43 protein-coding genes and 1 pseudogene are annotated in these 25,101 nt (G+C 70.6%); 2 read left to right on the top strand and 42 right to left on the bottom strand.

Annotated features, from left to right (window positions below; all coding sequences use genetic code 11):
* Positions 1-8: 8 nt before the first annotated feature.
* The 41 genes and pseudogenes from Csp2054_RS14280 to Csp2054_RS18240 form a co-directional block, all read right to left on the bottom strand.
* A complete protein-coding gene (locus Csp2054_RS14280; protein ID WP_096900129.1) occupies positions 9-332 on the bottom strand; it encodes a hypothetical protein in 324 nt (107 codons plus the stop codon).
* Positions 329-793, bottom strand: a complete 465-nt coding sequence (locus Csp2054_RS14275; protein ID WP_096900128.1) for a hypothetical protein — start codon at positions 791-793, stop codon at positions 329-331. Before Csp2054_RS14275 ends, Csp2054_RS14280 begins: the two co-directional genes overlap by 4 nt.
* A 16-nt stretch (positions 794-809) precedes the next feature.
* On the bottom strand, positions 810-1,235 hold the full coding sequence (locus Csp2054_RS14270) for a hypothetical protein (protein ID WP_096900127.1): 426 nt from the start codon (positions 1,233-1,235) through the stop codon (positions 810-812).
* Positions 1,235-1,600 (bottom strand): hypothetical protein, encoded by a 366-nt coding sequence (locus Csp2054_RS14265; protein ID WP_096900126.1) that lies wholly within the window; start codon positions 1,598-1,600, stop codon positions 1,235-1,237. Before Csp2054_RS14265 ends, Csp2054_RS14270 begins: the two co-directional genes overlap by 1 nt.
* Before the next feature lie 19 nt (positions 1,601-1,619).
* Positions 1,620-2,480: a P22 phage major capsid protein family protein gene (locus Csp2054_RS14260; protein WP_096900125.1), complete on the bottom strand. Its 861-nt coding sequence runs from the start codon at positions 2,478-2,480 to the stop codon at positions 1,620-1,622.
* 17 nt (positions 2,481-2,497) lie between these two features.
* Positions 2,498-3,283 carry a hypothetical protein gene (locus Csp2054_RS14255; RefSeq protein WP_096900124.1) on the bottom strand — a complete coding sequence of 262 codons (786 nt, stop codon included), beginning with the start codon at positions 3,281-3,283 and terminating at the stop codon, positions 2,498-2,500.
* 91 nt (positions 3,284-3,374) lie between these two features.
* A complete protein-coding gene (locus Csp2054_RS18260; RefSeq protein WP_176491734.1) occupies positions 3,375-3,521 on the bottom strand; it encodes a hypothetical protein in 147 nt (48 codons plus the stop codon).
* Positions 3,522-3,530: 9 nt separating this feature from the next.
* Positions 3,531-4,781, bottom strand: a complete 1,251-nt coding sequence (locus Csp2054_RS14250) for a phage minor capsid protein (protein ID WP_096900123.1) — start codon at positions 4,779-4,781, stop codon at positions 3,531-3,533.
* Positions 4,741-6,387 carry a capsid protein gene (locus Csp2054_RS14245; protein ID WP_096900122.1) on the bottom strand — a complete coding sequence of 549 codons (1,647 nt, stop codon included), beginning with the start codon at positions 6,385-6,387 and terminating at the stop codon, positions 4,741-4,743. Before Csp2054_RS14245 ends, Csp2054_RS14250 begins: the two co-directional genes overlap by 41 nt.
* 10 nt (positions 6,388-6,397) lie before the next feature.
* On the bottom strand, positions 6,398-7,693 hold the full coding sequence (locus Csp2054_RS14240) for a PBSX family phage terminase large subunit (protein ID WP_096900121.1): 1,296 nt from the start codon (positions 7,691-7,693) through the stop codon (positions 6,398-6,400).
* Positions 7,694-7,779: 86 nt separating this feature from the next.
* The gene (locus Csp2054_RS14235) at positions 7,780-8,247 is read right to left on the bottom strand and encodes a helix-turn-helix domain containing protein (protein ID WP_096900120.1); all 468 of its coding nucleotides are present in this window, start codon (positions 8,245-8,247) and stop codon (positions 7,780-7,782) included.
* Positions 8,248-8,656: 409 nt separating this feature from the next.
* On the bottom strand, positions 8,657-8,887 hold the full coding sequence (locus Csp2054_RS14230) for a hypothetical protein (protein WP_096900119.1): 231 nt from the start codon (positions 8,885-8,887) through the stop codon (positions 8,657-8,659).
* Entirely contained in the window at positions 8,884-9,336 is a 453-nt protein-coding gene (locus Csp2054_RS14225) for an HNH endonuclease (protein WP_176491733.1), read from the bottom strand. The genes Csp2054_RS14230 and Csp2054_RS14225 overlap by 4 nt, the downstream gene beginning before the upstream one ends.
* Positions 9,337-10,008: 672 nt before the next feature.
* The gene (locus Csp2054_RS14220) at positions 10,009-10,215 is read right to left on the bottom strand and encodes a hypothetical protein (RefSeq protein WP_096900117.1); all 207 of its coding nucleotides are present in this window, start codon (positions 10,213-10,215) and stop codon (positions 10,009-10,011) included.
* Positions 10,212-10,754 (bottom strand): hypothetical protein, encoded by a 543-nt coding sequence (locus Csp2054_RS18255; protein WP_176491732.1) that lies wholly within the window; start codon positions 10,752-10,754, stop codon positions 10,212-10,214. Before Csp2054_RS18255 ends, Csp2054_RS14220 begins: the two co-directional genes overlap by 4 nt.
* A 108-nt stretch (positions 10,755-10,862) precedes the next feature.
* Entirely contained in the window at positions 10,863-11,630 is a 768-nt protein-coding gene (locus tag Csp2054_RS14210) for a hypothetical protein (protein WP_096900116.1), read from the bottom strand.
* Entirely contained in the window at positions 11,627-11,917 is a 291-nt protein-coding gene (locus tag Csp2054_RS14205; RefSeq protein WP_096900115.1) for a hypothetical protein, read from the bottom strand. The genes Csp2054_RS14210 and Csp2054_RS14205 overlap by 4 nt, the downstream gene beginning before the upstream one ends.
* Complete coding sequence (locus Csp2054_RS18250; protein WP_176491731.1) at positions 11,914-12,054, bottom strand: hypothetical protein; 141 nt, start codon at positions 12,052-12,054, stop codon at positions 11,914-11,916. Before Csp2054_RS18250 ends, Csp2054_RS14205 begins: the two co-directional genes overlap by 4 nt.
* On the bottom strand, positions 12,051-12,377 hold the full coding sequence (locus Csp2054_RS14200) for a hypothetical protein (protein WP_096900114.1): 327 nt from the start codon (positions 12,375-12,377) through the stop codon (positions 12,051-12,053). Before Csp2054_RS14200 ends, Csp2054_RS18250 begins: the two co-directional genes overlap by 4 nt.
* Positions 12,377-12,931 carry a single-stranded DNA-binding protein gene (locus tag Csp2054_RS14195; RefSeq protein WP_096900113.1) on the bottom strand — a complete coding sequence of 185 codons (555 nt, stop codon included), beginning with the start codon at positions 12,929-12,931 and terminating at the stop codon, positions 12,377-12,379. Before Csp2054_RS14195 ends, Csp2054_RS14200 begins: the two co-directional genes overlap by 1 nt.
* Entirely contained in the window at positions 12,928-13,278 is a 351-nt protein-coding gene (locus Csp2054_RS14190; protein WP_096900112.1) for a hypothetical protein, read from the bottom strand. Before Csp2054_RS14190 ends, Csp2054_RS14195 begins: the two co-directional genes overlap by 4 nt.
* Positions 13,275-13,640, bottom strand: a complete 366-nt coding sequence (locus Csp2054_RS14185; RefSeq protein ID WP_096900111.1) for a hypothetical protein — start codon at positions 13,638-13,640, stop codon at positions 13,275-13,277. Before Csp2054_RS14185 ends, Csp2054_RS14190 begins: the two co-directional genes overlap by 4 nt.
* Positions 13,637-14,416, bottom strand: coding sequence for a hypothetical protein (locus tag Csp2054_RS14180; protein ID WP_096900110.1), 780 nt, complete (start codon positions 14,414-14,416; stop codon positions 13,637-13,639). Before Csp2054_RS14180 ends, Csp2054_RS14185 begins: the two co-directional genes overlap by 4 nt.
* Positions 14,416-14,820, bottom strand: coding sequence for an HNH endonuclease (locus tag Csp2054_RS14175; protein WP_096900109.1), 405 nt, complete (start codon positions 14,818-14,820; stop codon positions 14,416-14,418). The genes Csp2054_RS14180 and Csp2054_RS14175 overlap by 1 nt, the downstream gene beginning before the upstream one ends.
* Complete coding sequence (locus Csp2054_RS18610; protein WP_255252763.1) at positions 14,817-14,960, bottom strand: hypothetical protein; 144 nt, start codon at positions 14,958-14,960, stop codon at positions 14,817-14,819. Before Csp2054_RS18610 ends, Csp2054_RS14175 begins: the two co-directional genes overlap by 4 nt.
* Before the next feature lie 68 nt (positions 14,961-15,028).
* Positions 15,029-15,574, bottom strand: coding sequence for a hypothetical protein (locus tag Csp2054_RS18605; protein WP_255252762.1), 546 nt, complete (start codon positions 15,572-15,574; stop codon positions 15,029-15,031).
* Positions 15,471-15,914, bottom strand: a pseudogene (locus Csp2054_RS18600) (DNA cytosine methyltransferase); the annotation flags it as partial. The pseudogene Csp2054_RS18600 and the gene Csp2054_RS18605, both read right to left, overlap by 104 nt.
* A 53-nt stretch (positions 15,915-15,967) precedes the next feature.
* Positions 15,968-16,159, bottom strand: a complete 192-nt coding sequence (locus tag Csp2054_RS14165; protein ID WP_096900107.1) for a helix-turn-helix domain-containing protein — start codon at positions 16,157-16,159, stop codon at positions 15,968-15,970.
* Complete coding sequence (locus tag Csp2054_RS14160; RefSeq protein ID WP_096900106.1) at positions 16,156-16,734, bottom strand: crossover junction endodeoxyribonuclease RuvC; 579 nt, start codon at positions 16,732-16,734, stop codon at positions 16,156-16,158. Before Csp2054_RS14160 ends, Csp2054_RS14165 begins: the two co-directional genes overlap by 4 nt.
* Positions 16,734-17,414, bottom strand: coding sequence for a hypothetical protein (locus Csp2054_RS14155; protein ID WP_096900105.1), 681 nt, complete (start codon positions 17,412-17,414; stop codon positions 16,734-16,736). The genes Csp2054_RS14160 and Csp2054_RS14155 overlap by 1 nt, the downstream gene beginning before the upstream one ends.
* A 15-nt stretch (positions 17,415-17,429) precedes the next feature.
* Entirely contained in the window at positions 17,430-17,825 is a 396-nt protein-coding gene (locus tag Csp2054_RS14150) for a hypothetical protein (RefSeq protein ID WP_096900104.1), read from the bottom strand.
* A complete protein-coding gene (locus Csp2054_RS14145) occupies positions 17,822-18,760 on the bottom strand; it encodes a RecT family recombinase (protein WP_096900103.1) in 939 nt (312 codons plus the stop codon). The genes Csp2054_RS14150 and Csp2054_RS14145 overlap by 4 nt, the downstream gene beginning before the upstream one ends.
* Positions 18,757-19,380, bottom strand: coding sequence for a YqaJ viral recombinase family protein (locus tag Csp2054_RS14140; protein WP_176491730.1), 624 nt, complete (start codon positions 19,378-19,380; stop codon positions 18,757-18,759). Before Csp2054_RS14140 ends, Csp2054_RS14145 begins: the two co-directional genes overlap by 4 nt.
* Positions 19,381-19,492: 112 nt before the next feature.
* Entirely contained in the window at positions 19,493-19,804 is a 312-nt protein-coding gene (locus Csp2054_RS14135; RefSeq protein WP_096900101.1) for a hypothetical protein, read from the bottom strand.
* Positions 19,801-21,081 (bottom strand): ATP-binding protein, encoded by a 1,281-nt coding sequence (locus tag Csp2054_RS14130; RefSeq protein WP_096900100.1) that lies wholly within the window; start codon positions 21,079-21,081, stop codon positions 19,801-19,803. The genes Csp2054_RS14135 and Csp2054_RS14130 overlap by 4 nt, the downstream gene beginning before the upstream one ends.
* An 88-nt stretch (positions 21,082-21,169) precedes the next feature.
* Entirely contained in the window at positions 21,170-21,301 is a 132-nt protein-coding gene (locus Csp2054_RS18595) for a hypothetical protein (RefSeq protein WP_255252761.1), read from the bottom strand.
* Entirely contained in the window at positions 21,298-21,546 is a 249-nt protein-coding gene (locus tag Csp2054_RS14125) for a hypothetical protein (RefSeq protein ID WP_096900099.1), read from the bottom strand. The genes Csp2054_RS18595 and Csp2054_RS14125 overlap by 4 nt, the downstream gene beginning before the upstream one ends.
* The gene (locus tag Csp2054_RS18245) at positions 21,543-21,716 is read right to left on the bottom strand and encodes a hypothetical protein (protein WP_176491729.1); all 174 of its coding nucleotides are present in this window, start codon (positions 21,714-21,716) and stop codon (positions 21,543-21,545) included. Before Csp2054_RS18245 ends, Csp2054_RS14125 begins: the two co-directional genes overlap by 4 nt.
* Positions 21,713-21,907 carry a hypothetical protein gene (locus tag Csp2054_RS14120; RefSeq protein ID WP_096900098.1) on the bottom strand — a complete coding sequence of 65 codons (195 nt, stop codon included), beginning with the start codon at positions 21,905-21,907 and terminating at the stop codon, positions 21,713-21,715. The genes Csp2054_RS18245 and Csp2054_RS14120 overlap by 4 nt, the downstream gene beginning before the upstream one ends.
* Positions 21,904-22,167 (bottom strand): hypothetical protein, encoded by a 264-nt coding sequence (locus tag Csp2054_RS14115; protein WP_096900097.1) that lies wholly within the window; start codon positions 22,165-22,167, stop codon positions 21,904-21,906. The genes Csp2054_RS14120 and Csp2054_RS14115 overlap by 4 nt, the downstream gene beginning before the upstream one ends.
* Positions 22,164-22,403 carry a hypothetical protein gene (locus tag Csp2054_RS18240; protein WP_176491728.1) on the bottom strand — a complete coding sequence of 80 codons (240 nt, stop codon included), beginning with the start codon at positions 22,401-22,403 and terminating at the stop codon, positions 22,164-22,166. The genes Csp2054_RS14115 and Csp2054_RS18240 overlap by 4 nt, the downstream gene beginning before the upstream one ends.
* Positions 22,404-22,474: 71 nt before the next feature.
* Between Csp2054_RS18240 and Csp2054_RS18235 the strand changes: the two genes are divergently transcribed.
* Both Csp2054_RS18235 and Csp2054_RS14105 read left to right on the top strand, forming a co-directional pair.
* The gene (locus tag Csp2054_RS18235; protein ID WP_176491727.1) at positions 22,475-22,843 is read left to right on the top strand and encodes a helix-turn-helix domain-containing protein; all 369 of its coding nucleotides are present in this window, start codon (positions 22,475-22,477) and stop codon (positions 22,841-22,843) included.
* A gap of 20 nt (positions 22,844-22,863) precedes the next feature.
* Positions 22,864-23,256, top strand: coding sequence for an ImmA/IrrE family metallo-endopeptidase (locus Csp2054_RS14105; protein ID WP_096900095.1), 393 nt, complete (start codon positions 22,864-22,866; stop codon positions 23,254-23,256).
* Here the strand turns inward: Csp2054_RS14105 and Csp2054_RS14100 are convergent.
* A complete protein-coding gene (locus Csp2054_RS14100; RefSeq protein ID WP_096900094.1) occupies positions 23,173-24,501 on the bottom strand; it encodes a tyrosine-type recombinase/integrase in 1,329 nt (442 codons plus the stop codon). The genes Csp2054_RS14105 and Csp2054_RS14100 overlap by 84 nt on opposite strands.
* Positions 24,502-25,101: the final 600 nt, after the last annotated feature.

Here is a 25,101-nt window from a genome sequence, read left to right as displayed (position 1 = left end):
GCCTCCGGTCAGGTGAGGGTGACCTGCACGTGGTCGGGCAGGTCGAGGTCGCCGGAGTCGTAGACGGTCGCGGCGAGGATGCGTGCGGTGCGGCCCCGCACGGTGACGCGGGACTCCGCGGCGAGTGTCGCAGCGTGCTTGAGCGGCGCGTACACGGGAGCGTTGACGACGAGCTGCTCACCGGTCGCGGTGCGGGTGACCTTCACACCGCCGTCGATGAAGCAGGGCACGTCGACCGGGTCGGCGTAGGCGGGCCCGTTGCCGCCCTCACCGAGGAACGTTTCGACGGTGATGGTGTGCACCCAGAACTCGTCGAGGTCGTCGGCGCTCACCCGATGCTCCACGCGGTGCCGGTGATGAGGTTCACCTGGCGGAGCCGGGTCACGGCGGCCGGCACGAGGCCGGTGACCGCGGCGGCGCGTGCTGCGGCAGCGTCAGCGGTGTCCGCGTAGGACACGCGGGCGGAGCCGATGCCCTTCCCGGTGCGGATGCCCGCGGTGATGACGCCGCCGGTGTCGGGGTCGATGTTGAGCTTCGCCCACGCGAGCGCCTGCAGGCAGGTCGCGTCGGTGAGAGCGTCGGCGATCATCGGGGACACGGCCAGACCCGTGGCCGGGTCGACGTCGTACCAGGCGTCCGATGCTGCGTCGAGGACGAGCGGGGTGACCGCGTGCAGCAGCGCGTCCCCGTTCGAGGGGACGGGCACGCCGCGGGCGGTGCAGAACGCGGCGAACGCCTCAGCGGAGGCGAGCATGTCGGGGATCACGGTCCCGTCAGGGATGTAGTTCGTCATGCCCGCCTCCTCGAGGTCACTGCTGGTTCTGCTGTTCGGCTGCGGCCTTCTCGGCGGCCTCGCGCTCAGCGCGCTGCTCGTCGGTCTCGTCCGCTTCGTGCTTGCCGTGCTCCGGGTCGGTCGGCTCCTGCGCGGTGCCGTACGCCTCGATGAGCTGGTCCTTCGTGAGGGCCTGCGCGTCATCGATGGTGATCGGCGTGCCGCGGCGCTCCGACTCGGCGACCGACCAGGCCACCCAGTCGTCCTTCGACGCCCGGACCGTGGGACGCGTGTCGGCCGGCTCGACGCCGGTCGGTCGCGCGTGCTCGTCGAACGGCGACCCGTCCGCGTTGACGCGGCGGACGATGCCCTTCTTGAGCTTGTCGGCGATCGTCTCGTGGAGGGGCAGCGAGAGCTCGAACACTCCGCCGCCCTCCCCGAGGATGTGGATCGTGTCCGTCATCAGACGCGCGACCCCTGGAACGCCGTGACGGTGACCGCGGCGGACGCGTCGACGGCGAGGGAGCCGTCGTCGGCCTGGAACCGGGCCGACTCGAACGGGCCGACCCACGCGGTCGCCCCGGCCGCGACGGACACGGTGAGGTCGCCCTGCCCGGCCGAGATCGCGGCGACACCGGACCCGGCCTTGACGGACACGGTCGCCGCGGCGCCGCCGCTGTTCTCGACCCGCAGGTGCAGGCGCTCGAGGAACGGCTGCCCGTCGACGACGACGCCGTTCCCGTCGCCGGTGCCGGTCGCGGTGCCGGTCGGGTCGGTCACGGACCCGTTCGAGACGAGGTCGGTGGCGGTGATGCTGGTGCGTGCCATGAGGCTGCTCCCTTCTCGCTCAGTTGAGCGGGTCGATGGTGACGGAGGCGGAGGCGAGGCTGTCCGGTCGGACGTTCTTGCCGCCGTAGAGGAGCAGGCCCTTGACCGCGTCGGAGAACGAGTCCTGCGGGCGGTACGCCTCGACCTTGTTGATCTGCTCGGCGAACGTGATCGCACGGTTGTTGCCGGCGATCACGACCGACTGCCCGGTCGACGCGTTCAGCACGGGCGCGTTGTTCGACAGGAGGATGTCGAAGCCGGCGGCGCGGCCGACCATGCCGTTGCGGAGCCCGTCGGTCGTGCCCGACTCGTTCACCTTGATGAACCGCGGGTCGAGCAGGAGGAGGCCGTGCTGCTCCGGGGTGATCGCGACGGATCGGCCCTGGGTGGACACGTTCGCCTTGTCGAGGCGGACCTTGAGCGGCACCAGCACCTTGTCGTAGAAGTCCGTCGGCTTCGACATGGCGATGGTCAGCGGGGTGAGCTGGTTCGCCTCCTGGATCGACGTGTAGAACGACGCGAGGTACTGGTCGACGTCGTCCGCGAACGCGTAGGCGGCCTCGTCCATGAGCTGCGGCATGACGTCGCCCTTGGCCTGCCGCTTGTCGACGTCGTCGACCTCGAACGCGAAGAACTTCGACTGGTCGACGATGAGGGTGCGGGACGAGTCCTTGAGCTGCTCGGGCTCGATCTTCGTCTCGTACGGCACGTAGGTGCCGATCTTCGGGCGGCCGACGGAGGTGATGCGGACGGAGTCGCCGGCCTCGGCGATCTCGCCCTCGTAGTCGCGGTTGATGAAGGCGCTGTAGATCAGCGACTTGCGGAGCGCGACGAGCAGGAGCGGGCTCCAGATCGTCGGGCGGAAGTGGAGGAATGCCACGGGTGGTGCCCTTCTGGTTAGCCGAGCAGGTGCTTGAGGCGGCCCTCGCGGTACGCCTTGTCGATCTGCTCGGGGGTCATCTGCGCGAGCTGCGCTTCGGTGATCGGGCCGCCCTCGGGGCTTCCTGCCTCGGGTGCGGCCGTGCTCGCGCCGACCGCCCGGGTCGTCTTGAGCGAGGGGTCCGCGTCGACGGCGGCCTTGACGGCTGCCTGGAACGCGGGACCATCGGACGGGTCCAGCCCGGCGATGGAGTTGGTGAAGTCGAGTCGGTTGAGGAGCGCGTTCGCCTGCGCGGTGTCGGCGGCGGCGGTGAACACGGCGAGGCGGCGTTCGGTGGCCTTCGCGGCGTCCTGCGCGGCGGTGACGGCGGCGGTGAGCTTCGCGGGGTCCTGCGCGTCGTCGGTCTTGAGGCCGAGGGCGACGGCGACCTTGTCGGCGAGCTCCTGCTGCGCGGTCTGCGCGGCGGACTGCTGGCCGGTGCGGTACTTCGCGGCCTCGGCGCGGGTGTCGGTGATGATCTTCTGCGCCCATCCGGGCAGCGACGCAACGTCCTGCGGCTCACCGCCCGATCCGGCGGTCGTGTCGGCGGTCGTGCTCTGCGCGCCGGCCTCGGTGCCGCTCTGCGTGCCCGCGGCGGCCTGCTGGTCGGCGGCGCCGGCGTCGGAGGCTCCTGCGCCGGCGCCTGCGCCGCCCTCGCCGCCGCTGTAGCGGAGGCCCATGAGGGCGTGGCGGGTGCGGCCGATGACGGCGAGGCCGTCACGGTCAGCGACGACGGGGAGTGCGGTGGGGACGGTGCAGGTCACGGGAGCCTCCTGGGTTCCTCGGGGGTGGAGTCCGGCGCCGGGCCGGGCTTGGGTAGGTCGGTGATGGGGCCGAGCGGCCACCGGTTGTCGGTCACGGTGCCTCCGTGAGCCGGTCGACGGCCTCGTAGGCGACGGTGCGGCCGTCGAGGGAGCGGAGCACGCGGGTGTGCTGCCGGACCGCGATGACGGTCCAGACGCGCTCCTGGTGGATGACGGCCGTGCCGATGCCGAGGATCACGACGGCCTCCTAGCTGGTGAAGAGCGGGATCTGCGCGTACGCGTCCCGGAGGTGGGGTTGCTCGCGGCGCGAGTTGCGGGCGAGGTCGTCGCGGCTGTTGACGTGGTCGCGGAGCCGTTTCTGCGCCGCCCGTACCTTCGCCTGCGCGTCGGCGGCCATGTCGCCGTCGAGGGCGTTCTCGATCTGCCGCTTCGCCTTCCGCACCGCCAGCTCGAGGCGGCGCTGCTTCTGCACCGCCTTGTAGCGGGCGTCGCGCGCTGGCGTCCACGTCTGCCGGGGCGGCAGCGTCGTGATGCCGGGGAACACGCCGACCAGGTGGTGTCGGCACTGCGGGTGGAACAGGCCCCGGCTGGTCGCCTCCGCGATCGTCGCGTCGACCGGCAGCTCCGGGGCGACGACGGGCCCGTTCGTCAGCACAGCGCCCTGCCACGGCAGGCACAGCGGGCACGGGGAGCCGGTGTCCGCGACGGTGAAGTAGCGGATCCCGATCGCGAGCATCCGTTCCAGGTGCGACGCGTTGAACGCGCGCGCCGCGGCCGTGCGGACCGCCATCTCCGTGTACGCCGACAGCGACCACTCACGGCCGGACCGGTCGACGAACCCGGTGATGCCGTTCGACGTGAAGTCCCGCCACGCGATCGCCTGCGCCTGCGCCGGCGTCAGCTCCACGTCGAGCACCTGCACCCGCGCCGACTGCGGGGCGAGCATCTTGTAGATGTCGTTGTCGAGTCGGGTGATGCGGCGCCGCACGTCGGTCAGCTCGGACACCAGGTCCGCGCGGATCGCCGCCTCCGCCCGCACCGAGTGGGGGACGGAGAAGTCGAACGGCTTCGGCGCGTCTCCGCGCACCAGGTCCGTGCCGGGCGGCTTCGGTGGCCCGCCGCCGGGCGTCCCCCTGGACGCGCCCGGAGGCAGCGACCGGTCGAGCATCGCCCGGATGCGCCCCTCGATCGCGTGATCACCGTCGGAGGTGAGCTGATGGATCTCCTCGAGCACGTCCCGGTCCGCGGCAGACGCGCCGTCGAGCAGTTCCCCGTCGATGACCTCGTCGATCAGCGGCGGGACGACCCGGTTGAGGTGCTGCACCGTCTGGCGGACGACGCGGCGGATCTGCGGCAGCGCCGACGCGAGCGACCCCGCCCGGCGCAGGATCAGGGTGATCGTGTCGAGCAGGTGCGACTCCGCGGCGATGTGCACGGCGACGAGCGCGGCGACCGCCTCACTGGTCGGTCGCCGCTGCTCCTGCTGCTGTTCCGCCACCGTCTGCTCCCTGCGTTGCGTCGAAGCTGGTCAGCGCGGGATCGGTGAGGGCGGTGAGGGCGAACTCCTCGCGGATCTTCGCCGCCTCCTTCTGCACCTGCTCGTCCTGCCAGTCGGGGTGCAGCCACGCGACGCGCGTCTCGATCGACGCCGACTGCCCCTGGTAGAGCGCCTGCGTCGTCTGGGCGAGCGTGAGCGGGGTGTCCTGCACGCCGTCGGAGAACTCGATCGCGAGGTCCGTCACCGAGCCGGACCCGCCGAACACGTACGCGTCGACGAGGAGCAGCTTCGTGACGAACCGGTGCAGCGCCGGCTTCCACTCCCGCAGCTTCCGGCCGCGGGTCATCAGGGATCGCCGCTCCCGCGACTCGACCTCGGTCGCGGTGCGCTGGCCGCCCTGCTTCGACGTGCCGGAGCCGCCGGTGTCGAGGCCGAACGTCTGCGCCGAGTAGCCGGCGAGCTCGACGATCTGCTCGAGCAGCGCCCGCGCCGTCGTCAGGTAGCCGGACGGGTCGAACGTCGGCTGCACCGTCTGGACCAGGTCCGACAGCTTCACGTCGCGGACGCCCGCCTCCACGCCGACGTACGTCTCCTGCGCCGTGTCGATCACCGACCCCTGACCGGGGCCGAGGTTCTTCGCCAGCGCCTTCGAGTGCAGCACCCGGGCACGAGCGGCACGCCGGGCACGGGCGAGGTCCGACATCGTCTCGACGAGCTCGTCCATGAGGCGTTCTGTGCCGTCGAGGTCCGACCGGCCGAGGTTCCGGCCGACCGGGTCGCGGCGCCACATCCGGTTCGGGGTCTGGTTCGGCACGTACACGGCGGCGAGGCCGGGGGAGCCGGTGTCGATGGTGCCCTCGAGGTTGAGGTCCTGGTGGACGGCCAGCGGCGCGGTCGCTTCGACCGTGCTGAGGCTGACCTGCACGCCGAGTGTGTCCGACGTGCCCTCGTACAGGCCGTGGAGGATCACGCCGCGGCCGCCACGCAGTTCGTGACGTTCCAGGTGCCGCCACACGGTGTCGCCGTGGCCCTGCTGGACGATCGTCCAGAACGTGACCGCCTGCAGCCGTCCGAACCGGAACTCGGGGTCCGCCTCGTCGGAGTGGCGGATCGTGGGGAACGCGCGGTCCGTGACCTGCTCATCCCACGACGTGACGAGGTACACGCCGCCGTGCGCGGCCGCGAGCTCCGCAGCTTCCGCGATCGTGGTGTGGAAGTCGTCGTCGAGGATCTCCTCGAGGCGGGCCTGCATGCCCTTGTCGGTGACGGTGACGGTGAACGGGTCGGAGAACAGCAGGTCCGACGACGCCTGGCACATCTCCGCCGCGATCGGGACGGGCACCTTCGTGTTCCGGTCCGTCGCCGACGGTGCCTCACCGACGAACCACCGCTTGATGGCGCGACCAGCGTTCACGACGGCGCGGCCCGTGTCGGAGCGGTAGAACGCACCAGCCGGGCCCTGCGGGGCGACGGTGCCGGCGTACACGGCCTGCAGCCGGTCCAGGTCGCCCGTCCACCAGGCGTCCCACTCCCGCACCTTGTCGAGGACGACGGTGAGGCGCTGCGGCGGCCACGCGACCTTCGGTCCACCAGCGGGCAGCGGCATGGTCGCCTCCTCAGAATGCGGGAACGGATGAGCGGAGTTCGTCGCGCCACTGATGCTCGAGCGTGGTCACGATGTAGCGGGCGGCGTCGAGGGAGTCGTCAGCGACCTTGATCGGTTCGTCCTGCCCCGCCTGAACCTTCTTCGGGTCCCACGAGTAGCCGGGCGCTTCGACGATGAACCCCTGGCAGCGGTCGGAGACGAGCAGGTGCCCGTCGCCGAGGAGCGACGCCATCGTGCTGATGCCGTACTTCACGTCCTTGTCCGCGGCGTGCGTGTGCACGGCGGGTTCGCCGGGCCGGTCGCGGGACAGCTCCTCACGGAACGACGCACCCGCCTGATCGGCGATCAGCCACTCGGGGCGGAGGCCGTGCTCGTCGGGCATGTGCGGCTTCGGGAGCCACTGCTTCACGAGGCGTGCCTGCTCGGAGTCCGTGAACCGGTGCTGCGACTGGGCGGCGTCGATGCGGAGCTCGTCGAGGAGGTACAGGCGGCGGTCGTAGCCGAGGCCGAGCGCCATCGCGGAAGTGGCGTGGTTCGTGCCGTAGTCGATGCCGACGCCGAGGAACCGGCGGATCGGTGGGAGGTCGTCGAAGGGGACGACGTGCCGGTCCGGGTCCCACATGTCGTAGACGGCGCCCTCAGCGGCGACCCACTCGCCGAGAATGAACCGGCGGAACCACAGGCCGGTGAACTCGCGGTGCTTCGCGGCGATGAACTCGGGGGTGAGCGACGGGTTGTCGGTCATCCGGAACTGGAAGTACCGCCAGTCGGGCAGGTCCGCGAGCCGGTCGAGGAACTTCCGCTTCAGCCAGTGTGCCGGGTTGTCGGGGTTCGTGGTGCCGAACAGGCGTGCACCGCGCACCGACATGCGGCCGAGCAGCTGGGTGAAGAACTCCTCGGGGATCACGGTGACCTCGTCGACGTACGCGCCAGCGACGGTCATGCCTCGGATCGTCTTCTCCGCCTTGACGTCGGACGCGCCGATGACGTGCACGCGGCGGCCGAGGATCACCCCGGTCGGTGCGCCGGGCGTGTAGACGACGTGGTCGGCGAGGTCACCGAACAGGGTGCGGTCCTGCAGGACGCCGAAGATGTTGCGGGCGATCGACTCGCGGGTGCGGCCGATCATCACGATCTCACCGGTCGGCGGCGCGTCGGCGATGAAGATCATCCACGCGACGAGCGACACGAGCGTCTTGCCGGCGCGGATGCTGCCATCCCAGATGTTCACCGACGCGGTGCAGTCGCGGATCGAGAGGAGCTGCTTGCGGGAGAACGGGGCACGGACGAACGAGTCGAGCGACATGCGTCCTCCCGTCGTGCGGGGCGCGTGTCCCTCCGTCGTCGTGCTCTCGGCCCGGGCGTGACCCGAACACACCCGGACCGAGGCGTCTACTCGTCCCCGTCGGGGATGGCCTGCAACGCGGCACCGAGGTTCCGCAGCAGCGACTTCGCGTCGTCCGCCTTCTGGTCACCGTCCTGCAGTTCCAGCTTCGCGGCCGCCGTCAACGCGGTACCGATCGTCGCGACGAGCGCCCGCTCATGCTCCGGCGGGACGAAGTCGAGCTCGTCGACGTGCTCCGCGCCACCCTCACCACGCACGAGCGTCCGGAACGTGTCCGCCTCGAGCCGGTCGAGGTTCGACTCCGCACGCGTGTACAGCCGAGACACGATCTCCGCCCGACGCTCCTTGAGCGTCCGCACCCGGGCAGCGACCGCGACCGCCGTCTGCGCCCGGGAGAAGTCCAACCCGAGGGCCTTCGCGATGCGAGTGACCGTCGAGTTGCCGAGGCCGAGCTCCGCGGCGATCGCGTTCCGCCCCTTCCCCTGAGCGTGCAGAGCAGCGACCCTCGCGCGCACGGCAGGGTCCTGGACTGGACCAGGTGCGGTCGTGTCGTCGGTCATGGTTCTCGTCTCCGTGCGCCGCCTGGGCGCTCATCGAAGGGTGGGTTTCTGTGTCCTCGGTGCGCGGATGGTGGTGAGGGTGGTGTTCGGCCGTCGTAGCGTCACGTGTATGAGTGGTTTGCCACGAGTGGGTGGGGATGCGTCTGGTGATTCAGAGCCAGATTGGGTAGTTGATTTCTTGACCGAATTCGAGAACGACTTGACGTCTCCGCCGGGAGCGGGCGAGTAGACGGACCGCACCGTTGTTCCAGCGTGCGGATGAGGTGCTGTTCTCGGATTGGTGGGGGCCCTCGTGTTCGGCTGCGTGTTGGCACGCGTAGGTGAGGAACTTGGAGGTGCAGCGCATGGCAGGACGCTAGCGTGGCTAGCTGCTGTCCGCTTGCGGTGCGCTGGCGGGTGCGGGGATGTGCTTGCGGATGAGGGCGTTGAGAGCGTCGGTGTCGACGTTGCTGGTTGCGGTCGCGGTGACCGTGGTCTGGCCGCCCTGGTTCACGAACGCGATGCCGAGGGTGGACGGGTCGACGGCGGTGGGGTCCCAGCCTGCGAGGGCTACGAGGTCGGCGTTGAAGTCGGCGCCGAGCGATATCCCACTCATGCTGCCCTCCGTCGGTTGCGGCCCTTGCGGATCATGTCGTGCACGTTGTCGGCGGGGGAACCTGTGAAGAGGTGCCGTGGGTTGATGCACGGCGGGTTGTCGCAGGTATGGCAGGCGAAGTAGCCATCTGGGATCGGTCCGACCCACACCTGGTAGGAGACTCGGTGTGCGAGGTTGCCGAGCTCGGTCTTCGTCACCCCGTACCCGTCGGCGTTCCGGGCACCCTGCCACTCCCAGCAATCGTCCGGTCCGCCGATGTCAGCGTGCAGACGTAGGCGGTCAGCCAGCGGCGTTGCATCGTCGGCTCGGGCGAACGCGACCACGTCGGCGTTGCCGTGCTTCCGGATGCGCTTGTCGTGCCGGTTGCAGTACGCCGCTGACGCGTTCCGGGCTGGTGCGTCACAGGTCGCGATGGAACATGGCGGGACCGGCTTGTGCTGCTTCGACATGAGCGGGTCGCCCCACGCACGCCACCGCTGGTAGTGGGCGCTACACCAGCCTCGGGCCTTGATCTTGCCTCGGCACCCATCGATCGAGCATGATTGCATCATCGACTCCTCGAAAGTCGGTCACGCCCCAGGCTGTTCACGCAGCGCTGGGGCATCCTCGTGTGGTGGGGGTGTTCCGGGGTGGGCGCAGGTCGTCTCGGCGGGAGATCGCGCCGTGTTGCGGCGGCCTTCGCGGCTACGGCGGGCGCGCGTTGACGCCCACCCCGTGAGGGTGTTCCCCGTGCTCGACGCCGTGTGCGGTGGTTCGCTTGCGACGGCCGGACGTTGCCGCTCAGGGCGGGCACGAGTGCAGCGGGGCTGTGCTGCGGTTGTTCGGTCGTGGCGTGTGCGGTAGCGGTGCGTGTCGGCGGGCACGGGGAAGAGTGTGGGAGCGCCCCGCAGACGGCCCGGCCAGGACTTGACGGCCGCGAGGCGCTCGACGCATCCGCTGCACTGTGCCGCTGTGCTTCGCCCACGTCGCGGCCGAGCCGGTGACATCAGGCTGGGGATTCAAACCCCGGTCTTCGGATGCGGATACACGAACGGCCCGGACCGTGAGGTCTGGGCCGAGTTGTGCTGCATGCGAAGCATATCAGGTGAGGGGTGCAGTTCGGGGCACTCCTCGTTCGGGGGTCAGATCGTGTCGCGGGTGCGTCCGTGGCGGCGCCCGTGTCTCCGCTGCCAGTCGGTGAGGTCGGCGACGCGGACGTGGCGGACGCCGCCGAGGAGCTCGGTCGGCATCCCGTCGGCCTGCCAGGCGAGCAGGGTGCGGCGGGAGCGGCCGACGAGCTTCTCGGCGGCGCGGAGGGTGACGAGCCGCTGCGGGTCGAGTCCGGTCACGTGGTCGGCGGCGGGGTCACGTCGCGGATCGTGGACGGGTCGATGTCCTCGATGTCCCAGGCGTCGCCGTCGTCCTTCTGCAGCCAGCGATCGCCGAACGAGTCCATGACGGTGAAGGTGTCGCCGGCGCTATCGAACGTCGTCCCCGGTGCCATGTCCTCGGGTCTAGGCGGCTCGACGCCGCATGTGCACACGCAAGTCACTCCTGCTGCCTCGTTCCACTCACCGGCAAAGCAGTCTTCGTCATGCTCGGCGGTCGAGGTCGGCTGCGAGAGCAGGGCGAGCACGGCGTCGGCAGCCTGTTGCGCGGCCTTCTGGATCAGGTCCACGGCGTTGTCCGCGTCAGGAAGCCCGGGGCGGCCACGGAAGTAGTACTCCGTCCCTTCCCAGGGGTCTCCCCATGACTCGGTGTGGTGCGCGCCCTTCCCGGCGATGGCGACCGCCGACAGGATCGCGTCGATGAACCCGACGCCGGTGCGCTCGAAGCCGTAGTAGTACGCGTCCATGCGGGCGTCATCGGGCAGCGGTGCGATCGACACGGGCACCTGCTCGGTCGGCTCAGGCATCGTCGCCTCCCTTCGCGATCCAGGTGCAGACGATCGCCGTCGCGCAGACGGCCAGGACGATGAAGACGACCAGGTCCTCGGTCATGCGGGTGCTCCTTCGATGCGGGGGACGGACGTGCCGACAGCGATCTGCCGGACGATGCGGGCGAGCTTCCGGCCGGCGGCACGCTGGTCGGGGGACTCCGAACCGCGGACGTGCACCGTGCCGGCGGAGTCCGTGGACACGAGGACGTGGGAGCAGGACTCGCACCAGACGGTGACGTCGCGGATCTCCGCGTCCGGTGACCAGTCCGCGGTGACGGCGAACTCGCCGCACTGCTCGCATTGCCGGTTCCAGTGGGGCCGGTCCGGGCGGGCCTCGAGCGGGAATCGGGAGTACACCGTCTCGATGGTGTGCGCGACGTCGTGGAGGAACTCCGGGCCGCCCGGGTGGGTGGCGATGCGGTCGAGGTGCAGCAGCAGCCAGTCGGTGAGGTCCCGGGTGAGGGCTGCGGCGCCGGGCGGGGTGGTGGTGGACCGGAAGCCGAGCAGCACCCCGTCCGTGGTCCACTGCCCGGAGCGGAGCGCGACCTTGAGGGTGGAGATCGACAGGTCCCGCGCCCACCGGCGGACGTGGCCGACGAGGTCGACGTAGATCTGGTCGGCGTCGTCGAGCGCGCCGACGTGCAGCGGAGCCGGCGGGGTGCGGGACGGGGCGCCGGGCTGGCCGTCGCGGACCGCGCCGCCGGGCATGCGGCGGATGCGGACGTACTCGACGAGCTCGGGGGCCTCGGCGAGGCGGCGGCGGGCACGCTCGACGAGCAACGCGACGGTCAGCTCGTCGTCGACCTCGGGTGGGGTGATGGTCACTGGTCTCTCCTGGTCTGGTTGAGGTGCATCGCGACGGCGTGCAGGGTCTGCACGGCCACCGCGGCGGCGAGCTTCGAGTCCTCGACGTACCGCTCCGAATCCTCCATCCCGCTGAGGTTCAACGGGTCGAGGTCGGCGAGGTGCGCTTCGGTGACGACCGCGTCGGCGCGCTTCATCAGCGCTTCGGCGTCGGGGTGATTCCAGTCCGCGAACGCCTGCAGCAGGTCGGGCAGGGCTTCGGCGATGACGGGCACGAGCAGCTCGTCGAAGGCGGACTCGGCGCTCACCGGGTGTGCCCGTCGTCGTGCTCCTCGCGGAGCTGTCTTGCGCGGGCGGCCCGCTGCTCGGCGGCGATGAGGTAGGTCGGGGACTTCGGGTCGCCGAAGTCGTAGCCGCCGGTGTCGTTGCCCTGGGTGATGGTCACGAGGAGGCTCCTTCCGGCGTCACGTACTGCCACGTGCACCCGTCGCCCTGCCACGTCCCGCGGACCTCGCCCGAGTGCCACTCGAGACGGTCGAAGTCCCCGTCGTCGTCGAAGTAGGTGTCGCTGAGGTACTCGCCCGCGTTCCACCACGGCGTCATCCAGCACGACGCCTGGCGCTCGACCGGGTGCTCGCACGGCCACTCCTCGCACTGGCAGCTCGGGTACTGATGGCACTCGTCGTCTGGGCCGCCCTGGCAGGTGAACGTCCCGACGCCGAACAGGTAGCCGGTCGTGACCTCAACGGTGTGGGTCGCGGTCCCCATCAGAACGGTGTCTCGTCGTCGTAGGTGCCGGGCTGGGACCACACGTCCTGCCCCTGCGCGCCGCCGCCCGGCTGCTGGCCCTGCTGGCCCTGCTGCTGGCCGCCCTGCTGGCCCGGCTGCTGCGTGGGCCACCCCTGGTCCTGCTGCCCGCCCGTAGGTGCGCCGCCCTGCCCGCCACGGCCGCCCTGCCCCTGTGAGCGGGTGACCTGCGCGGTCGCGTACCGGAGCGACGGGCCGATCTCGTCGACCTCGAGCTCGATGCTCGTGCGCTGCTGCCCCTCACGGTCGGTGTACGACCGCTGCCGGAGCACACCGCGGGCGATGACCCGGGAACCCTTCGTCAGCGAGCCGGACACGTGCTCGGCGAACTCACGCCAGACCGACGCGCGGAGGAACAGGGCGTCGCCGTCCTTCCACTCGTTCGCTTGACGATCGAAGGTCCGCGGGGTGCTCGCGATGGTGAAGTTCGCGACCGCGAGGCCGTTCTGCGTGTACCGCAGCTCCGGGTCGGCCGTCAGGTTCCCGACGACCGTGATGATGGTCTCTCCGCTCATGCGGCTGTCCTTCCGTGCTGTGCGGCTGCTGCCGCCTGTCTCTGCGAGTACGACCGGATGGCCGCCTCGATGTCGCTGTCGTCGTCCACCGGCTGCTGGTCGAAGCCGCGGGCCCGGATCTCCCGGTCCGCGTCGTCCGTCTGGCTGCGGACCGTGCGCCGCTCCACCTCGCCGCACATCCGCGCCCAGAAGTCCCGGCGGACGTAGTCGTGGGCGAATCGGACCTCGTGGTCCTGCCGCGACCCCGGCCGTTCCGCGTCGAGGTCACCGAGCACCCGGTACCGCTCCGCCTCGACCGCGGCCGGGTCGAGCTGCGCGATGAAGTTCGCCCACGCGTCGTCGGTCACGGCACCCTCCCCGCGTCGAGCGCTCGCTGCTCCGGGTGCTGGCGGTAGAACGCCGTCCACTGCGCCGTCTCAGCCTCGAGCGCCGGCCGGTCGAGGGTGATCGGCCGCGGCGGCTCGATCTGCCGACGGATCCGCGCCTCCCGCTCCTGCTCCGCCCGGATCACCTTCGCCTGCTTCGAGATGTGCCCCGGCAGCAGGTACTCCGTCGAGTCCCGGAAGTGGCGCACGAGCGCCTCCTGCGCGACCTCAAACGGCAGATGCCGGAGCGCGGCGTGCCACGCGATGACCTGCTCGTCGGAGACGGTCCGGTTGTCGATCGCGGACGCCACCGTGAGCAGCTTCGCGACTTCGGTCTGGTTCACATGCCCTCCAAGGCGCTCGGGTACTGCTCCTGCTGCTCACGGGCCGCGAACCGTTCGACGACGGAGAGGTTCCGCTGCGCCGCCGTCGACCGCGGCTGGTCACGCTTCGCGACGTCGTCCGCCTTGCGGCGCATCCAGTTGCGCCACGTCGCGTCCCAGTCGGCCTTCGTCGCGGCCTGACCCGTCTTCGACGTCCAGTAGTCGACGAACACCTCGTGCTCGCGACGAAGGTCGATGCCAGGTGCTTCGGCACGCATCCGGTCGACCGTCTCCGCTGACGGCTGCCACGACCGTTCGAGCCGTGTCCCGCGCTTGCGCGGCACGGTCTTCCCTTCTCCGTCAGGAGAAGGAGGTCGGGTCGGGTCGGGTCGGGTCGGGGTAGGTGTGACACCCCCTGTGACCGAGCCGTGACTCACGCCGTCAGTCACGCCCTTGTCACGCTGTGACGAACCCCGTGCTTCCCTGTGTTTGCGCTGCCTCTCGGTCGCTGCCGCACGATCCGCCTCCACCCGGGCGCGGGTGGGCTGACGACCATCGGCGTTCCACTCGTGGAAGCGCCACGCGCCGTCCGCGCGCGTCCACAGCCCCGCCGCGACGAGCGCGTCAGCCTGCTTCCGCGTTCCGAGCGACGGGAGAATCGAGTCGGGGATGACGCCGTCAGTGAGCTGCTGAGCGGCCCACGAACCGGCGCGGACCCAGAGGCCCATCGCCGCGTTGCCCGCTGCGAGCACCTTCGGGTGGAACGCCAGGTTGTCGTCGACCTTGAACCACGGCATCAGCCGCCACCTCCTTCCATCCGTCTTCGCGCCTCGTCGGCGCTGATCTCTCGCCAGCCGCCGTCGTCGTCGAGCAGCACCCACGCCTGCCGCAGCGTCCCCACCTGGGTGCGGAGCCACCGACGGGCCGGGTACTCCGCCGGCCGCGCCCACCCGGGGACGCCCCAGCCGTCGTGCCACGCGTCCGGCCCGTTGTCGGTCTTCCACTCGTGGCACTCGGGGCAGAGGAGGTGCAGGTTCGACGCCAGCGTGAGGCCGCCCTGCGAGCGGTTCTGCCGGTGATCGCGGTGCACGACGGCACCGCGCCAGCATCGCTGGCACCGCTCCTCGTCGCGCTCAAGCACGAGCGCGTAGGCGCGCAGCTCCTCGGACGCAGTGGGCTGCGCCACCTTCGGGCCGATCACGCCGCCGCCACCGTCCGCTCGAGCAGCGTGCGCACCGCGAGGGCGGCCTGCTGCGGGACGACGCCGTTGCCGAGCGCCTTGAGCTGCTGGGCGCGGGTGATCGGTGCGCCGGTGACGTGGCCGGCGGGGAGGCCCATCATCCACTCGACGAACTCGGGCGCGAGGCGGTGGGAGCCGCCTCGGCCGTCGGGGTTCGTCGGCGCGGGCGCTACTCGTCCGGTGACGCGCTCCCAGCGCTCGACGGCGGGTCCGAAGGGTCCCCACTGGCGAGGAGCTGCGCTGCGATCGTCAGCGGCATCCCCATCCCGTTCCCGTTCACGCCGGTCGCTTTCACCCGCGCACGGCGCGCCAGCCAGGACCCCGTGTCCTCGCCGTCGTTCACCACCGCGGCGCTCGGCGTCGGCAGCAGGTGCTCCACCTCGTCCGCGAGCGTCGGACCGTGTCCACCCTCGCGGCGCTTCTCCGGATGCTGCGAGCCACCGTTCACCGCGAGCTGCGCCGTCGGCGTCTTCAACAGCACGGACCGGAGCTGCGGGGTGTGGCGCGCCTCGTCCGCCGGGCTCGACGATCGGTCGTCCGAAGCGAGAGGCGTCGGCAGGAAGCGCGACGACGAAGACCCGGTACCGGCCGTGGGGAGCACCGGCGTCGGCAGCTCGAAGGCCACACCACTCCGCGTCATACCCGAGCTCGGCCAGGTCGCCGAGAACGGCTCCGAGTGCTCGGAGAGCAGGTCCATCGTGTCGGTCTCCCACACCCCACGGGCTTGATTCCATCTGCCGATCAGCCGTCGCACTGAGCAGTCCTCTCACGTTCTCGATGACGACGAGCGACGGCCGCAGCGCGTCGATCGCCCGGGCGAACTCCGACCAGAGGCCGGATCGGGTGCCGTCGCGGAGTCCGCGGCGGAGCCCGGCGAGGGACACGTCCTGGCACGGGAAGCCGCCCGTGAGTACGTCGACCCGCTCGACGTCCGGCGACGACCAGTCGACCGCCGTCACGTCGCCGTAGTTCGGCACGTTCGGCCAGTGGTGCGCGAGGATCGCCGACGGGGCCGCGTCGAACTCGACGTGCCACGCCACCGTCCCGCCGAGCACCTGCTGCACGCCGAGGTCGAGACCGCCGTAGCCGCTGAACAGCGAGCCGATCTTCACGAGCGGGTCTCCTTCCTGGTGGGTCGGCCGCGGCCGTGGTTCGCGGGAAGTCCCCGCTCGTCGCGGATCCGCTGCACCGATGAGCGGGCGACGCCGAGCTCGTCGGCGATGTGCTGGTCCCGGCGGCCGGCGATGACCGCGGCGGCGATCGCCATGCGGGTGCAGGTGGTGATCGGGCGGCCGCTCATTCGGACCACGCGACCTTCCCGAACGCGTCCCATCGCGACTGCGACAGGTCACCCTCGACGGGGTGGCCGACGTGGCGGGCGAGCATCGACGCGAGCACGACGGCGTCCGCGGTGTTGTTGTTCGTCACGTCGGCCTGCGGGTACCGCTTCACGACCGCCGCGAGGACGACGTCCTTGTCCGCGCGGGTCTCCCCGGTCGCGTACTTCTTGACGTGCATCGGGTTGATCTCGTGCACGTGGTGACCACGGTCGACGAGCATCGTGAGGACGAGCCAGCGGAGCCCGCCGAGGTCAACGGCGCCCTGCGGCATTCCGTAGGCGGGGGATTCGACGACGACCTCCGTGCACGGCGCGACCTGCGCGCAGATCGCAGCGGCGTGGTCGTCGAACCGGCGGGCCTTGACCTTGAGGCTGTCGGTCTTCTTCCCCGACGACCGGACCCGCGCAGTGCGGATCGACCCGTCGGTGTGCACGACGGCGACGCCGGTGTCGGTGAGGGAGAGGTCGAGGCCCGCGGCGACGGGAGCCGGCGGGGTGGTGAAGCCATCGAGGGGCGGGGGGAGCACTTCGGACATCAGTCGGCATCCTCCTCGCGGACCGGCTGCAGGATTGCCTCGGCGTAGACCTTCCCGTTCGAGGCGTACGAGACGTGGATCGCGCCCTGCTTCGCGTGGTTGTGCTTCGCCTCGGTGAAGCGCACCCGTGCTGGCACGTTCCGTGCCGGAGCGAGGACGCGCATGCTCGCCAGGTAGTCGAGGTTCAGGTTCCGTGGGGCCGCGACCTCATCTGCGACGCGGGTCTCGTCAACGAGACGTTCCACAGGCGGGAAGTTGCCCCGAAAGAGCGGTCCCGTGTACGTCACGGACTCGTCGAGCGCCTCGTCGCGCTTGAACGTGATCTGCACCGAACCGGTGTCGTGCTGGACCGCCGGGTCTGCAGGGGTGAACTGCATGACCGCGATCGGCTTCACCGCTCGGTTGCTGCGGCTGCTGAACGTGCCCGCGTTCTTGACGATCCACCGGAGCGCGGCTTCCGGGAGGAGGAACACGCCCTCACCGGACCGCTTCTCGGTCTCGGCGTTGATGACGTGCACTCGGTACCGGTCGGTCGCGACGGCCTGCACGCCGTCCTTGCCGATGGTGATCCGTGCGGTGTTGAGGGTTGGGTACCAGCCGAGCCGGTTCATCGCGGCGAGGGAACCCTCGGCGAGGTAGCGTGCGGCACCGGCCTCGATGGTGACGGAAGTTCTCTTCATGGTGATGTCTTTCGATCAGCGGCCGTGGCCGTAGGACTGGTAGGTCGCGGTGACGGCCTTGTTGAGGTTCAGGAGGCCGTACAGCTTCGCGGTGAGCGCCTTCTGCAGCTCCTCGCCGGCGTGCAGCGCTTCCTTCTTGAGGTCGAACTCGAGCCGCAGCGGCAGGGACGCGAGGTCCGCCTCGGCGCGCTTCTCGGTGACGGTCGCGCCCTTCGCGGTGAGCATCGCCTTCGCGCGGCCCTCGATCAGCGCACGCTCTGCCTCGTACCGGTCGTGCCACATGGCACGCAGCACCGGGACGGACGCTTCGAGCCGGTCGGTGAGGACCCGGATCATCAGCTCGAGCTCCGCGGGCCCGACGGGCTCGTACGTGACGAGCTCGCCGGACGCCTGGTTGATGATGTCGGTCACGACGTCGCTCCGTGGCGGAGCGCGTCGGCTTCGGCCTGGGCGAGCCAGTCGTCGTCGGACAGCTCGGCGGGCGACGTCGGCGCCGGGTCCGCCGCCGGCACCTCCGGTTCGACGACGGTCGGCTCGTTCGCGACGACCGGGGTCGTCTCACCGAGCATCCCGTGACGTGCGAGAGCAGCCGTGCGCACCTGGTCGGTGCGCTCCCCGGCGTCGTCCGCCGCGTCGAGCAGGTCCTCGACCTCGTCGTGCGTCGTCGCCTGCTCGATGAGCGCGACCCAGTCCCGGGTCGGCGGTGCGACCTCGACGTGCTGCTGCGGGGCTGCGGCGATCTCGTCCGAGGTGTACAGCCCGGACAGGTCCATCGGGAACGCCTTGCGGAGCGCGAGCGCCTCCGCGCACTTCGCGAGCTGTCCAGCGCCCTGCTTCGCCCACATCTCCGTCGGCGCGCCGTCGCGCTTCGTCTGCACGTACGCGCCCCACTCGGCGACGCCGACGGCGGGCCGGTCCCAGTCGGACCGCCAGACGCGGACCCGCGCGGCGAGCGGATGCCCGCCGTGCAGCTTCGGGATGAACGCGTCCACCCATTCGCCCTGGTCCGTCATCCACTCGGCGGCGTCCTGCCCGCCGTACTTCTCCGACCGGTCGGCGACGAGCCGGAACCCGTCGATGCCGGTCTGCACGGCCCACTCGACGCGGCCCTTCGACAGGCGGCCGATGCACCAGATCTGGTTCGACAGCGGGTTGAGGCCGGACTGCCGCGACAGGGCGAGGAACTTCTCGACGACGGCGCGCGGCGCGGGTTCCCGCTGGCCCTGACGGTCGCCGTACGTGTGGGTGAACACCAGGCCGGCGGCGTCCGCGATCGCTTTCTCGGCGTCGGACCAGGACGCGACGTCGCCGTTCGCGGGGAGGTTCGTGAGCTCCGTGGTGGTCATGCGGCTCTCCGTTCGTAGGTCAGCGCGACGCGGAGCCGCGCGAGGACGTCGGTTGCGATGGGGACGATCAGCGCGCGAGCGGCGACGATCTTCGGGTGGCCCCGGGTGATGACGATCCGATGGGGGATGCCGTGGTGGGCGTCGCGGAGGTCCCACTCGTCACGGTCGTTCTTGACGAGCTCGCACCAGAGGAACTCGATCTCGTCGGCCTCGGGGAGCACCTCGAACTGCCACGCGAGCTGCCGCCACTCGGCCGTGCTGGGGCCGTCGACGACCTTCCCGTGCTTCGCCTTGCACTCGGCGAGCGTGAGGCGGCCGTCCGCGTTCACGCGCAGCCCGTCCGGCGTCGCCGCGAACCCGGGCTCGTCGGGGGAGTGGACCAGCGCCACGTTCTGAGGGATACCCGCGTAGGCGAGCATCATCGGCTCCCACCGATGCCCCTGCTCCGTGAACGCGTTGCCGGTGAACGTCGACGGGGCGAGCTTCGCCGCGAGGTACTTGTCGACGCTGGACGCCTTCGCGAACTTCGCCGCGTCCGACGCGCCGATCACCTGACGGCGGGCGCCGAGCCACAGGTCACGGTCGTGACCGTCGACGATGATGCGTTCCTGCCAGGTCACCACTGGTTCCTCCATTCCTGCATGCGGGGGCCGGTCGTCTCGGCGATGACCCACTGCGCGGCGGCCGTGAGCACGAGCGCTCCGGCGACGGCCGCGAGGATGATCAGCGCGCTCATGCGAGGTCCAGCCGTTCCGCGACGTCCGCGGCGAGCACCAGGTACCGGCTGCGGATCCGCTCCTGACGGTCCGCGGCGAGCAAGCTGTACGGAACATCCCGGCTCGCGGTCGGCATGGGCTCCTGGAAGACCTCCGGGCCCTCCTCGTCGAACACAGCGATGAGGTTCGCGGTGCGCTGCTCCTCAGCGACGGCGATCATGGCGAGCACCTGCGCACGCTGCAGAGCACGCTCCGCCGCGTACTCCTGCCCGTTCCGCATGGCCTCGTCGGACTCGGCGAGAGCCTGCCGGGCGTCCGCGGCGCTCACGCAGCGACCTCGCCGTCCTCGATCGTGAACCCGACCGCACGGGACTCGTCGACGCGGGAGATCCACACCTGGAACGACTTCTCGGCGGCGAGCTCCTCGATGATCTGCAGCGACGCGGAGTCCAGCGACTCGCCGCCGTCGATGCGCATCACCCGGATCGTCGGGTCGCCGGCCATCGCCAGAGCGGTCGACACTCGCACCTGCTCCGACGTCGACGCCTGCGAGAACGGGATGCCGTTGAGGGTCACGCCGTCGGCGTCGAATCCGAGGCCCGGCACCGGCAGCTCGGCGGCAGCGATGCCGTCCGCCTTCTGCTGGTCGATCTCCTGCAGCCGGAGCGTGTGCTGCGCCTGCTCCTGCTTCCGGTCGGAGAGCTCCTCTACGATGGCGGCGCGGTCGCGCTGCTTCCGCACACGCTCGTTGATCACGTCGATCTCGCCGAGTTGGTCGAGGAGCGGCTGCGGGTTCGCCCGTTCGCCGAGCGCTCGGGCAGCAGCGACGGACTCCGTCGCACGCGCAGCCGCAGCGTCGAGAGCGTTCTGCGCCGCGACGAGGGCGTCCTCGGCCCGCTGCTGGTCCGCGCGAGCCACCCGGGCCCGCTCGATGGCGGCGTCGATGTCGCGGTTGTGGCGGGTCATCTGGTCGACCTGCGCCACCAGGTCCGCGGCGGACACCTCCTCCGACGGCAGCGACGGGTCCGGCTCCGGGTAGCCACGGAGACGCCCCTCGAGCTCGGTGACCTTCCGCCCGACCTCGGTGCGGCGGTCGTACACGCCCTTCCGCTCCGCGTCGAGCTGCAGCGGGTCGAACCCGAGCGAGTCCCCGAGCGCTGCGATCAGGGCCGCGAGCTGCTTCTTCGCGTCCATCCGGGTGAACGCGAGCGGGTCGAGGCTGATGCTGCCGAGCAGGCCGTCGAGGAGCTTCTGCGGCGACGAGAACCGGGCGTGGTCCTCGGACTCGACGGTGAGCGAGCCGGCGTCGTCTTTCGTCCACCGACGGGTGGCGACGAGCACGACGTTGCCGGCGTCGTCGCCGATCTCGAGTCGGGCGGTGGCGGTGTCCTGGCCGTCGCGGATCGGCTGCACCGTTTCGCGGGCTGCGGCGCCGCCCTTGAGCACGGCGTAGATCGCGTCGAGGACGGACGTCTTGCCCTGCGCGTTGCGGCCGCCGACGAGGACGACGTTGCCGTCGGGTCTGATCTGCACCGCGGTGAGCCGTTTGTAGTTCTCGGCGCGCAGCTCGAGCACTCGCAGGGGCACGTTCGGGATGGTCGTCATGGTGTTCTCCTGGGGTTGGTTGATGACGCGCTGCCGGTGTGGAGCGCGTTGGTGAGGGAGGGGACCGAGGCTGCGGGGCCTGCTCAGATCAGTCGCAGTCGGTCGGGTCGTCGACCTCGGCGGCGCGGGCGATGGCCTTGCCGAGCGCGTCGTCGTCGTGGAGGCCGGAGAAGGTCCAGCAGACGTCGCATGCGCAGAGGACGCCATGCGTGCCGGTCATCGGCTGACCGCCCGACGCCACAAGTCCGGCGCGAACTCGACGATCGCCCGAGTCACGTCCAGGTCATGGTGCATCTGCGCGATGTCGCGATCGATGCTCCACGGCTTGCTTCGTCCGTACGGGATGCCCTCGCGCCGAGGGTGCTGGTACGGGCCAGCGATGGGGTAGGACTGGGTTGCCTCGGCGCTCTCGTAGCCCCATCGGCGCCGGATGCGCTTGCGCTCCTTGCGGGCTGCGGTGCTCACGGCTGCTCCTTCGGGGCGTTGAGCACGGCGATCAGCCGGAACAGGGACGCCATGAACAGGGCCACGAACGCGACGACGAGGACGAACCACACCGTCTGGGTGCGGTCGAAGCCGGACGCGAACGCGGCAGCGACGAGGGCCGCGTACATGAGCGCGCCTGCGGTCCTCACGACGCCACCGCCAAGCCGAGAGCGGCGAGCACGACGTCCGCGTCATCGCAGCGGCCGTGCACGAGAGTCCGGACCGTCTCCGCGTCCTGCTCGGTGGTGCCGGCGGGGCGGGGGTCGACGACGTCGAGGTCCCGGGGCGCACGGCTGCTGATCGTGCCTCGGACCGGCCGGCGGGCGACGAGGGCGCTCATGCTGCGCTCGGCTTCTCGGTCGGGAGGTGGCGCAGCCACTCGACGGCGTCCTCGATGAAGACGATCGGCTTCCGGCCGGCGGTCGTCGGGTATCTCACGGTGAGCGCGCCGGCGTCGATGTTGCGTCGGATGGTGTCCTCGGACACTTCGACGAGGGTCGCGAACGTCGGGACGGCGTACGCGAGCTTCTCGAACTTCACGTAGTCCGAGAGCTGAGGCAGGGCGGCGACGGGAGCGTCGCCGGTGGCGGTCTGGGTCATGTGGTGGCTCCGTAGAGGTCAGACGGCCCGAGACGCAGAACGCCGCCGACCCGCACGATCTCGACCATCGTCAGATCACCCGTGCGCAGGTGGTCTTCGAGGTCCGAGACGGGCAGGCCGGCGGCGTTCGCGACGGTGGCCGTGTCGGTGCCACGGTCGACGATGGCAGCAGCGATGCGCTGGGCCGGGTCCGTGGCGGGGAGTCTTCTTGTCACATGTGGCAATTTACGCGTCACATCTGGATTGTGCAAGCCGATTCGGCATGTTTTTTGTCAGATGTGGCAAGTTCGCCGGGTACGCTGGACCCGTGCCCCAGCCCTCGGACTTCATCAACCAGGCCCTCGCCGCCGTCCTTCGGGGCGCGTACGCGAAGAAGGGCATCAACCGCGAGGTCATCGCTGAGCGGTCCGGGATCAGCCTGTCGACCATCCAGCGGTACATGAACGGCAAGGTCGACATCCCCTCGAAGTCGTTCCAGCGAGTCGCCGAAGCGATCGGCGTGCCCGCCGACGAGCTCTACGCCGAGGCGCTCCGCGATGCCGAGCGAATGTCGGTGGCTGCCGACCACAATGTCGTCGACCTGCGGACCTGGTCTGCAGAACAGCTCGAGAACACGACCGAGGCGCACGCGGCCAACCCCCGCGACCCCGAGTCGGACACCGACGAGACCGACTAACCACCGGCAGAAGGGGCGGCGTGGGGACCTACGACCCGTACGAGCACGCAGCGCAGCTCGGGATCAACGTCGTGCACAGGCCGATCCGCACCGCGAACGGCTTCTGGTACCCCGACCACAACCTCATCGTCATCCGGTCAGGGATGCGCGCCGTGCACGACCGCTCAGCGCTCGCCCACGAGATCGGCCACGCCGTCCTCGGGCACCGCGATGACCGACCCAAGCACGAGACGCAGGCGGACCGCTACGCAGCGCTGCACCTCATCGACGACGACGACGTCGCCCGGGTGTGCGCGTGGACGCAGGACTCCGCGAAGATCGCCGCCGAGCTAGGCGTCAGCGGCAAGCTGTGGCGCGTCTGGGCGAACGTCCGCCGTCAACAGGGCGGAGACCTTGACCAGGGCGTCGCGTAGCAGCGCGTGGTTCCCGCGCGACCGGTAGCCGCGCGTAACCGACAACGTCGACTGTCCGAGGATCTCCATGATGACCGGCTCAGCGACACCCGCCTCGTAGAGCAGGTCAGCGGTCGTGTGGCGGGCGTCGTGCAGCCGGGCGTCGCGGACCCCGACGTGGGCGAGGAGCGCGTGCCACGCGTAGTTGTCCTTCGCCGGGTCGATGGGCGCTCCGTCGAGCGGCCGCGGCTCGTCGACGTACGGGTCGCGCTTCCGTTCTGCGGTCCACACCAGTCCGTGCGGGTTCGGCTCCGTGGCGGCCGTCGCGATGCGGCGCTCGATGATCGACCGCAGCGGGTCGACGAGCGGGATCACCCGCCAGCCAGCATTCGACTTCGGCCGCGACAGCCAGAGGCCGCCGGTGAGGTGCCGGTGCTCGTGGTCGGCGGGCGCGCGGAGGAACCGGTCCGGGCAGTCCGTTCCGCGGATCCGGCCGCACCGCGGCGCTGAAGCGTCACGTGGGTTGCAGCCGTGGGACCAGGTGAGGCGCTGCAGTTGCCAGGACAGGTCGAGCTCGTCGGAGACGCGGTCGATCTCAAGGCCGAGGAGTTCTCCTTGCCGCGCGCCGGTGAGGAGTGCGGCGGCCCACCGGGAGCCCATGCGGACGTCCTCGCGTGCCGCGTGCTCGAGGATCCGCACTCCGGCCGCCGCGTCGAGCGTCACGAGGGTGACCCGGCCGCGCTTCGGGGCGTCAACGAGCGTGGTGACGTTCCGGGTGACGCGCCCCTCACGCTCGGCGTCACGGAGCGCGGTCGCGAGAATCCGGTGCGCCTGCAGGGCCGTCGACGGCGCGCGGCCCTTCGCGACGATCGCGTCGCGCAGCCGGCGAACGTGGGCGGGCTCGAGCTTGTCGAGCCGCACGCCCCCGATCGCGGGGATGATGTGCTGCTTGATGATCGACTGGTAGGTGGCCGCGGTCTTCGGGCGGACGCGCTCGACGGCGATCTGATCGAACCAGGTGCGCAGCCACGCCTCGAGCGTCATCGACGCCGTCGGCAGGTCGCCGACGCGCTCAAGCTCCTTCTGCAGGGCCCGGAGCTTCTTGAGCGCGGTCGGCTTGTCCTTGGCGCGGACGTACTTCCGGCGGCGCTCACCGTCGCGCTGGGGGAGCTCGACGACGGCCTGCCAGTACTTCACGGGCTGCTTCGTGTCCTTCGGGACTCGGAACAGTGCGCCCTCGCCCTTGCCGCGTGCGATGTCGCCCACGGGGCTCCTTCCGGGTCAGGGCGCCGGGCGTGCCGGCGTGCCACCTCTTCTGTCGTGCGCGCTCCACCGTCCGTCGCTCAGGACGCCGGTGTGCGTGGTTCTTCTACGTCGGTGGCTGGGCCTACCGTGCATCGTGTTCCTCTCGTGCTGACTTCACGGGTGGGATTGAGGGCCGCGACCTGGCAGGGTCGCGGCCTTCTTCTTGCCGGATGGGTGCATCCGGTTCGTGCATCCTTCGCAATCTGCTTGTGCAGGCCGCTGGAAGCACGTACGACACGATAGTAGTCAAATATGACAGTCCGCAAGTCAGATGGGGCACATTTTTTCTGACTACGGATCAGAAGGTTGGGGGTTCGAGTCCCTTCGAGCGCACACTGTTTGAGACAGCAGGGATGACGCCCCCGGTTCCATCGGAGCCGGGGGCGTCTTCTGTTGCCAGGGGACGTCCGCTGTCGGGCGTCCGCCTGCGGTCGCCGTCGTGGTCGCAGCCGGGCGTCCGCCTGCTGGCCGAGCGTTCCGCGGTCCCCGGACGACGGGGCCGTTGTCGTACGACGTCGGCGGGTGTCGCTCGGCAGCGGCTGCCCTGGCGGACGCGCCCGT

The sequence above is a fragment of the Curtobacterium sp. 'Ferrero' genome (assembly GCF_002412165.1).
Taxonomy (GTDB): Bacteria; Actinomycetota; Actinomycetes; order Actinomycetales; family Microbacteriaceae; genus Curtobacterium.
This window is presented reverse-complemented; position numbering and strand designations above follow the sequence as displayed.

Coding starts and splice junctions, on each gene's coding strand:
- Csp2054_RS14145 (WP_096900103.1), bottom strand. CDS start 18,760: ATGACCACCACGGAGCTCACGAACCTCCCCGCGAACGGCGACGTCGCG.
- Csp2054_RS14275 (WP_096900128.1), bottom strand. CDS start 793: ATGACGAACTACATCCCTGACGGGACCGTGATCCCCGACATGCTCGCC.
- Csp2054_RS14180 (WP_096900110.1), bottom strand. CDS start 14,416: ATGCCGTGGTTCAAGGTCGACGACAACCTGGCGTTCCACCCGAAGGTG.
- Csp2054_RS14265 (WP_096900126.1), bottom strand. CDS start 1,600: ATGGCACGCACCAGCATCACCGCCACCGACCTCGTCTCGAACGGGTCC.
- Csp2054_RS14240 (WP_096900121.1), bottom strand. CDS start 7,693: ATGTCGCTCGACTCGTTCGTCCGTGCCCCGTTCTCCCGCAAGCAGCTC.
- Csp2054_RS14160 (WP_096900106.1), bottom strand. CDS start 16,734: ATGTCCGAAGTGCTCCCCCCGCCCCTCGATGGCTTCACCACCCCGCCG.
- Csp2054_RS14120 (WP_096900098.1), bottom strand. CDS start 21,907: ATGAGCGCCCTCGTCGCCCGCCGGCCGGTCCGAGGCACGATCAGCAGC.
- Csp2054_RS14130 (WP_096900100.1), bottom strand. CDS start 21,081: ATGACGACCATCCCGAACGTGCCCCTGCGAGTGCTCGAGCTGCGCGCC.
- Csp2054_RS18610 (WP_255252763.1), bottom strand. CDS start 14,960: ATGATGGGCCTCCCCGCCGGCCACGTCACCGGCGCACCGATCACCCGC.
- Csp2054_RS14165 (WP_096900107.1), bottom strand. CDS start 16,159: ATGAGCGGCCGCCCGATCACCACCTGCACCCGCATGGCGATCGCCGCC.
- Csp2054_RS14155 (WP_096900105.1), bottom strand. CDS start 17,414: ATGAAGAGAACTTCCGTCACCATCGAGGCCGGTGCCGCACGCTACCTC.
- Csp2054_RS14230 (WP_096900119.1), bottom strand. CDS start 8,887: ATGAGTGGGATATCGCTCGGCGCCGACTTCAACGCCGACCTCGTAGCC.
- Csp2054_RS14270 (WP_096900127.1), bottom strand. CDS start 1,235: ATGACGGACACGATCCACATCCTCGGGGAGGGCGGCGGAGTGTTCGAG.
- Csp2054_RS14245 (WP_096900122.1), bottom strand. CDS start 6,387: ATGCCGCTGCCCGCTGGTGGACCGAAGGTCGCGTGGCCGCCGCAGCGC.
- Csp2054_RS14195 (WP_096900113.1), bottom strand. CDS start 12,931: ATGAGCGGAGAGACCATCATCACGGTCGTCGGGAACCTGACGGCCGAC.
- Csp2054_RS18595 (WP_255252761.1), bottom strand. CDS start 21,301: ATGACCGGCACGCATGGCGTCCTCTGCGCATGCGACGTCTGCTGGACC.
- Csp2054_RS14225 (WP_176491733.1), bottom strand. CDS start 9,336: ATGTCGAAGCAGCACAAGCCGGTCCCGCCATGTTCCATCGCGACCTGT.
- Csp2054_RS14200 (WP_096900114.1), bottom strand. CDS start 12,377: ATGGGGACCGCGACCCACACCGTTGAGGTCACGACCGGCTACCTGTTC.
- Csp2054_RS14115 (WP_096900097.1), bottom strand. CDS start 22,167: ATGACCCAGACCGCCACCGGCGACGCTCCCGTCGCCGCCCTGCCTCAG.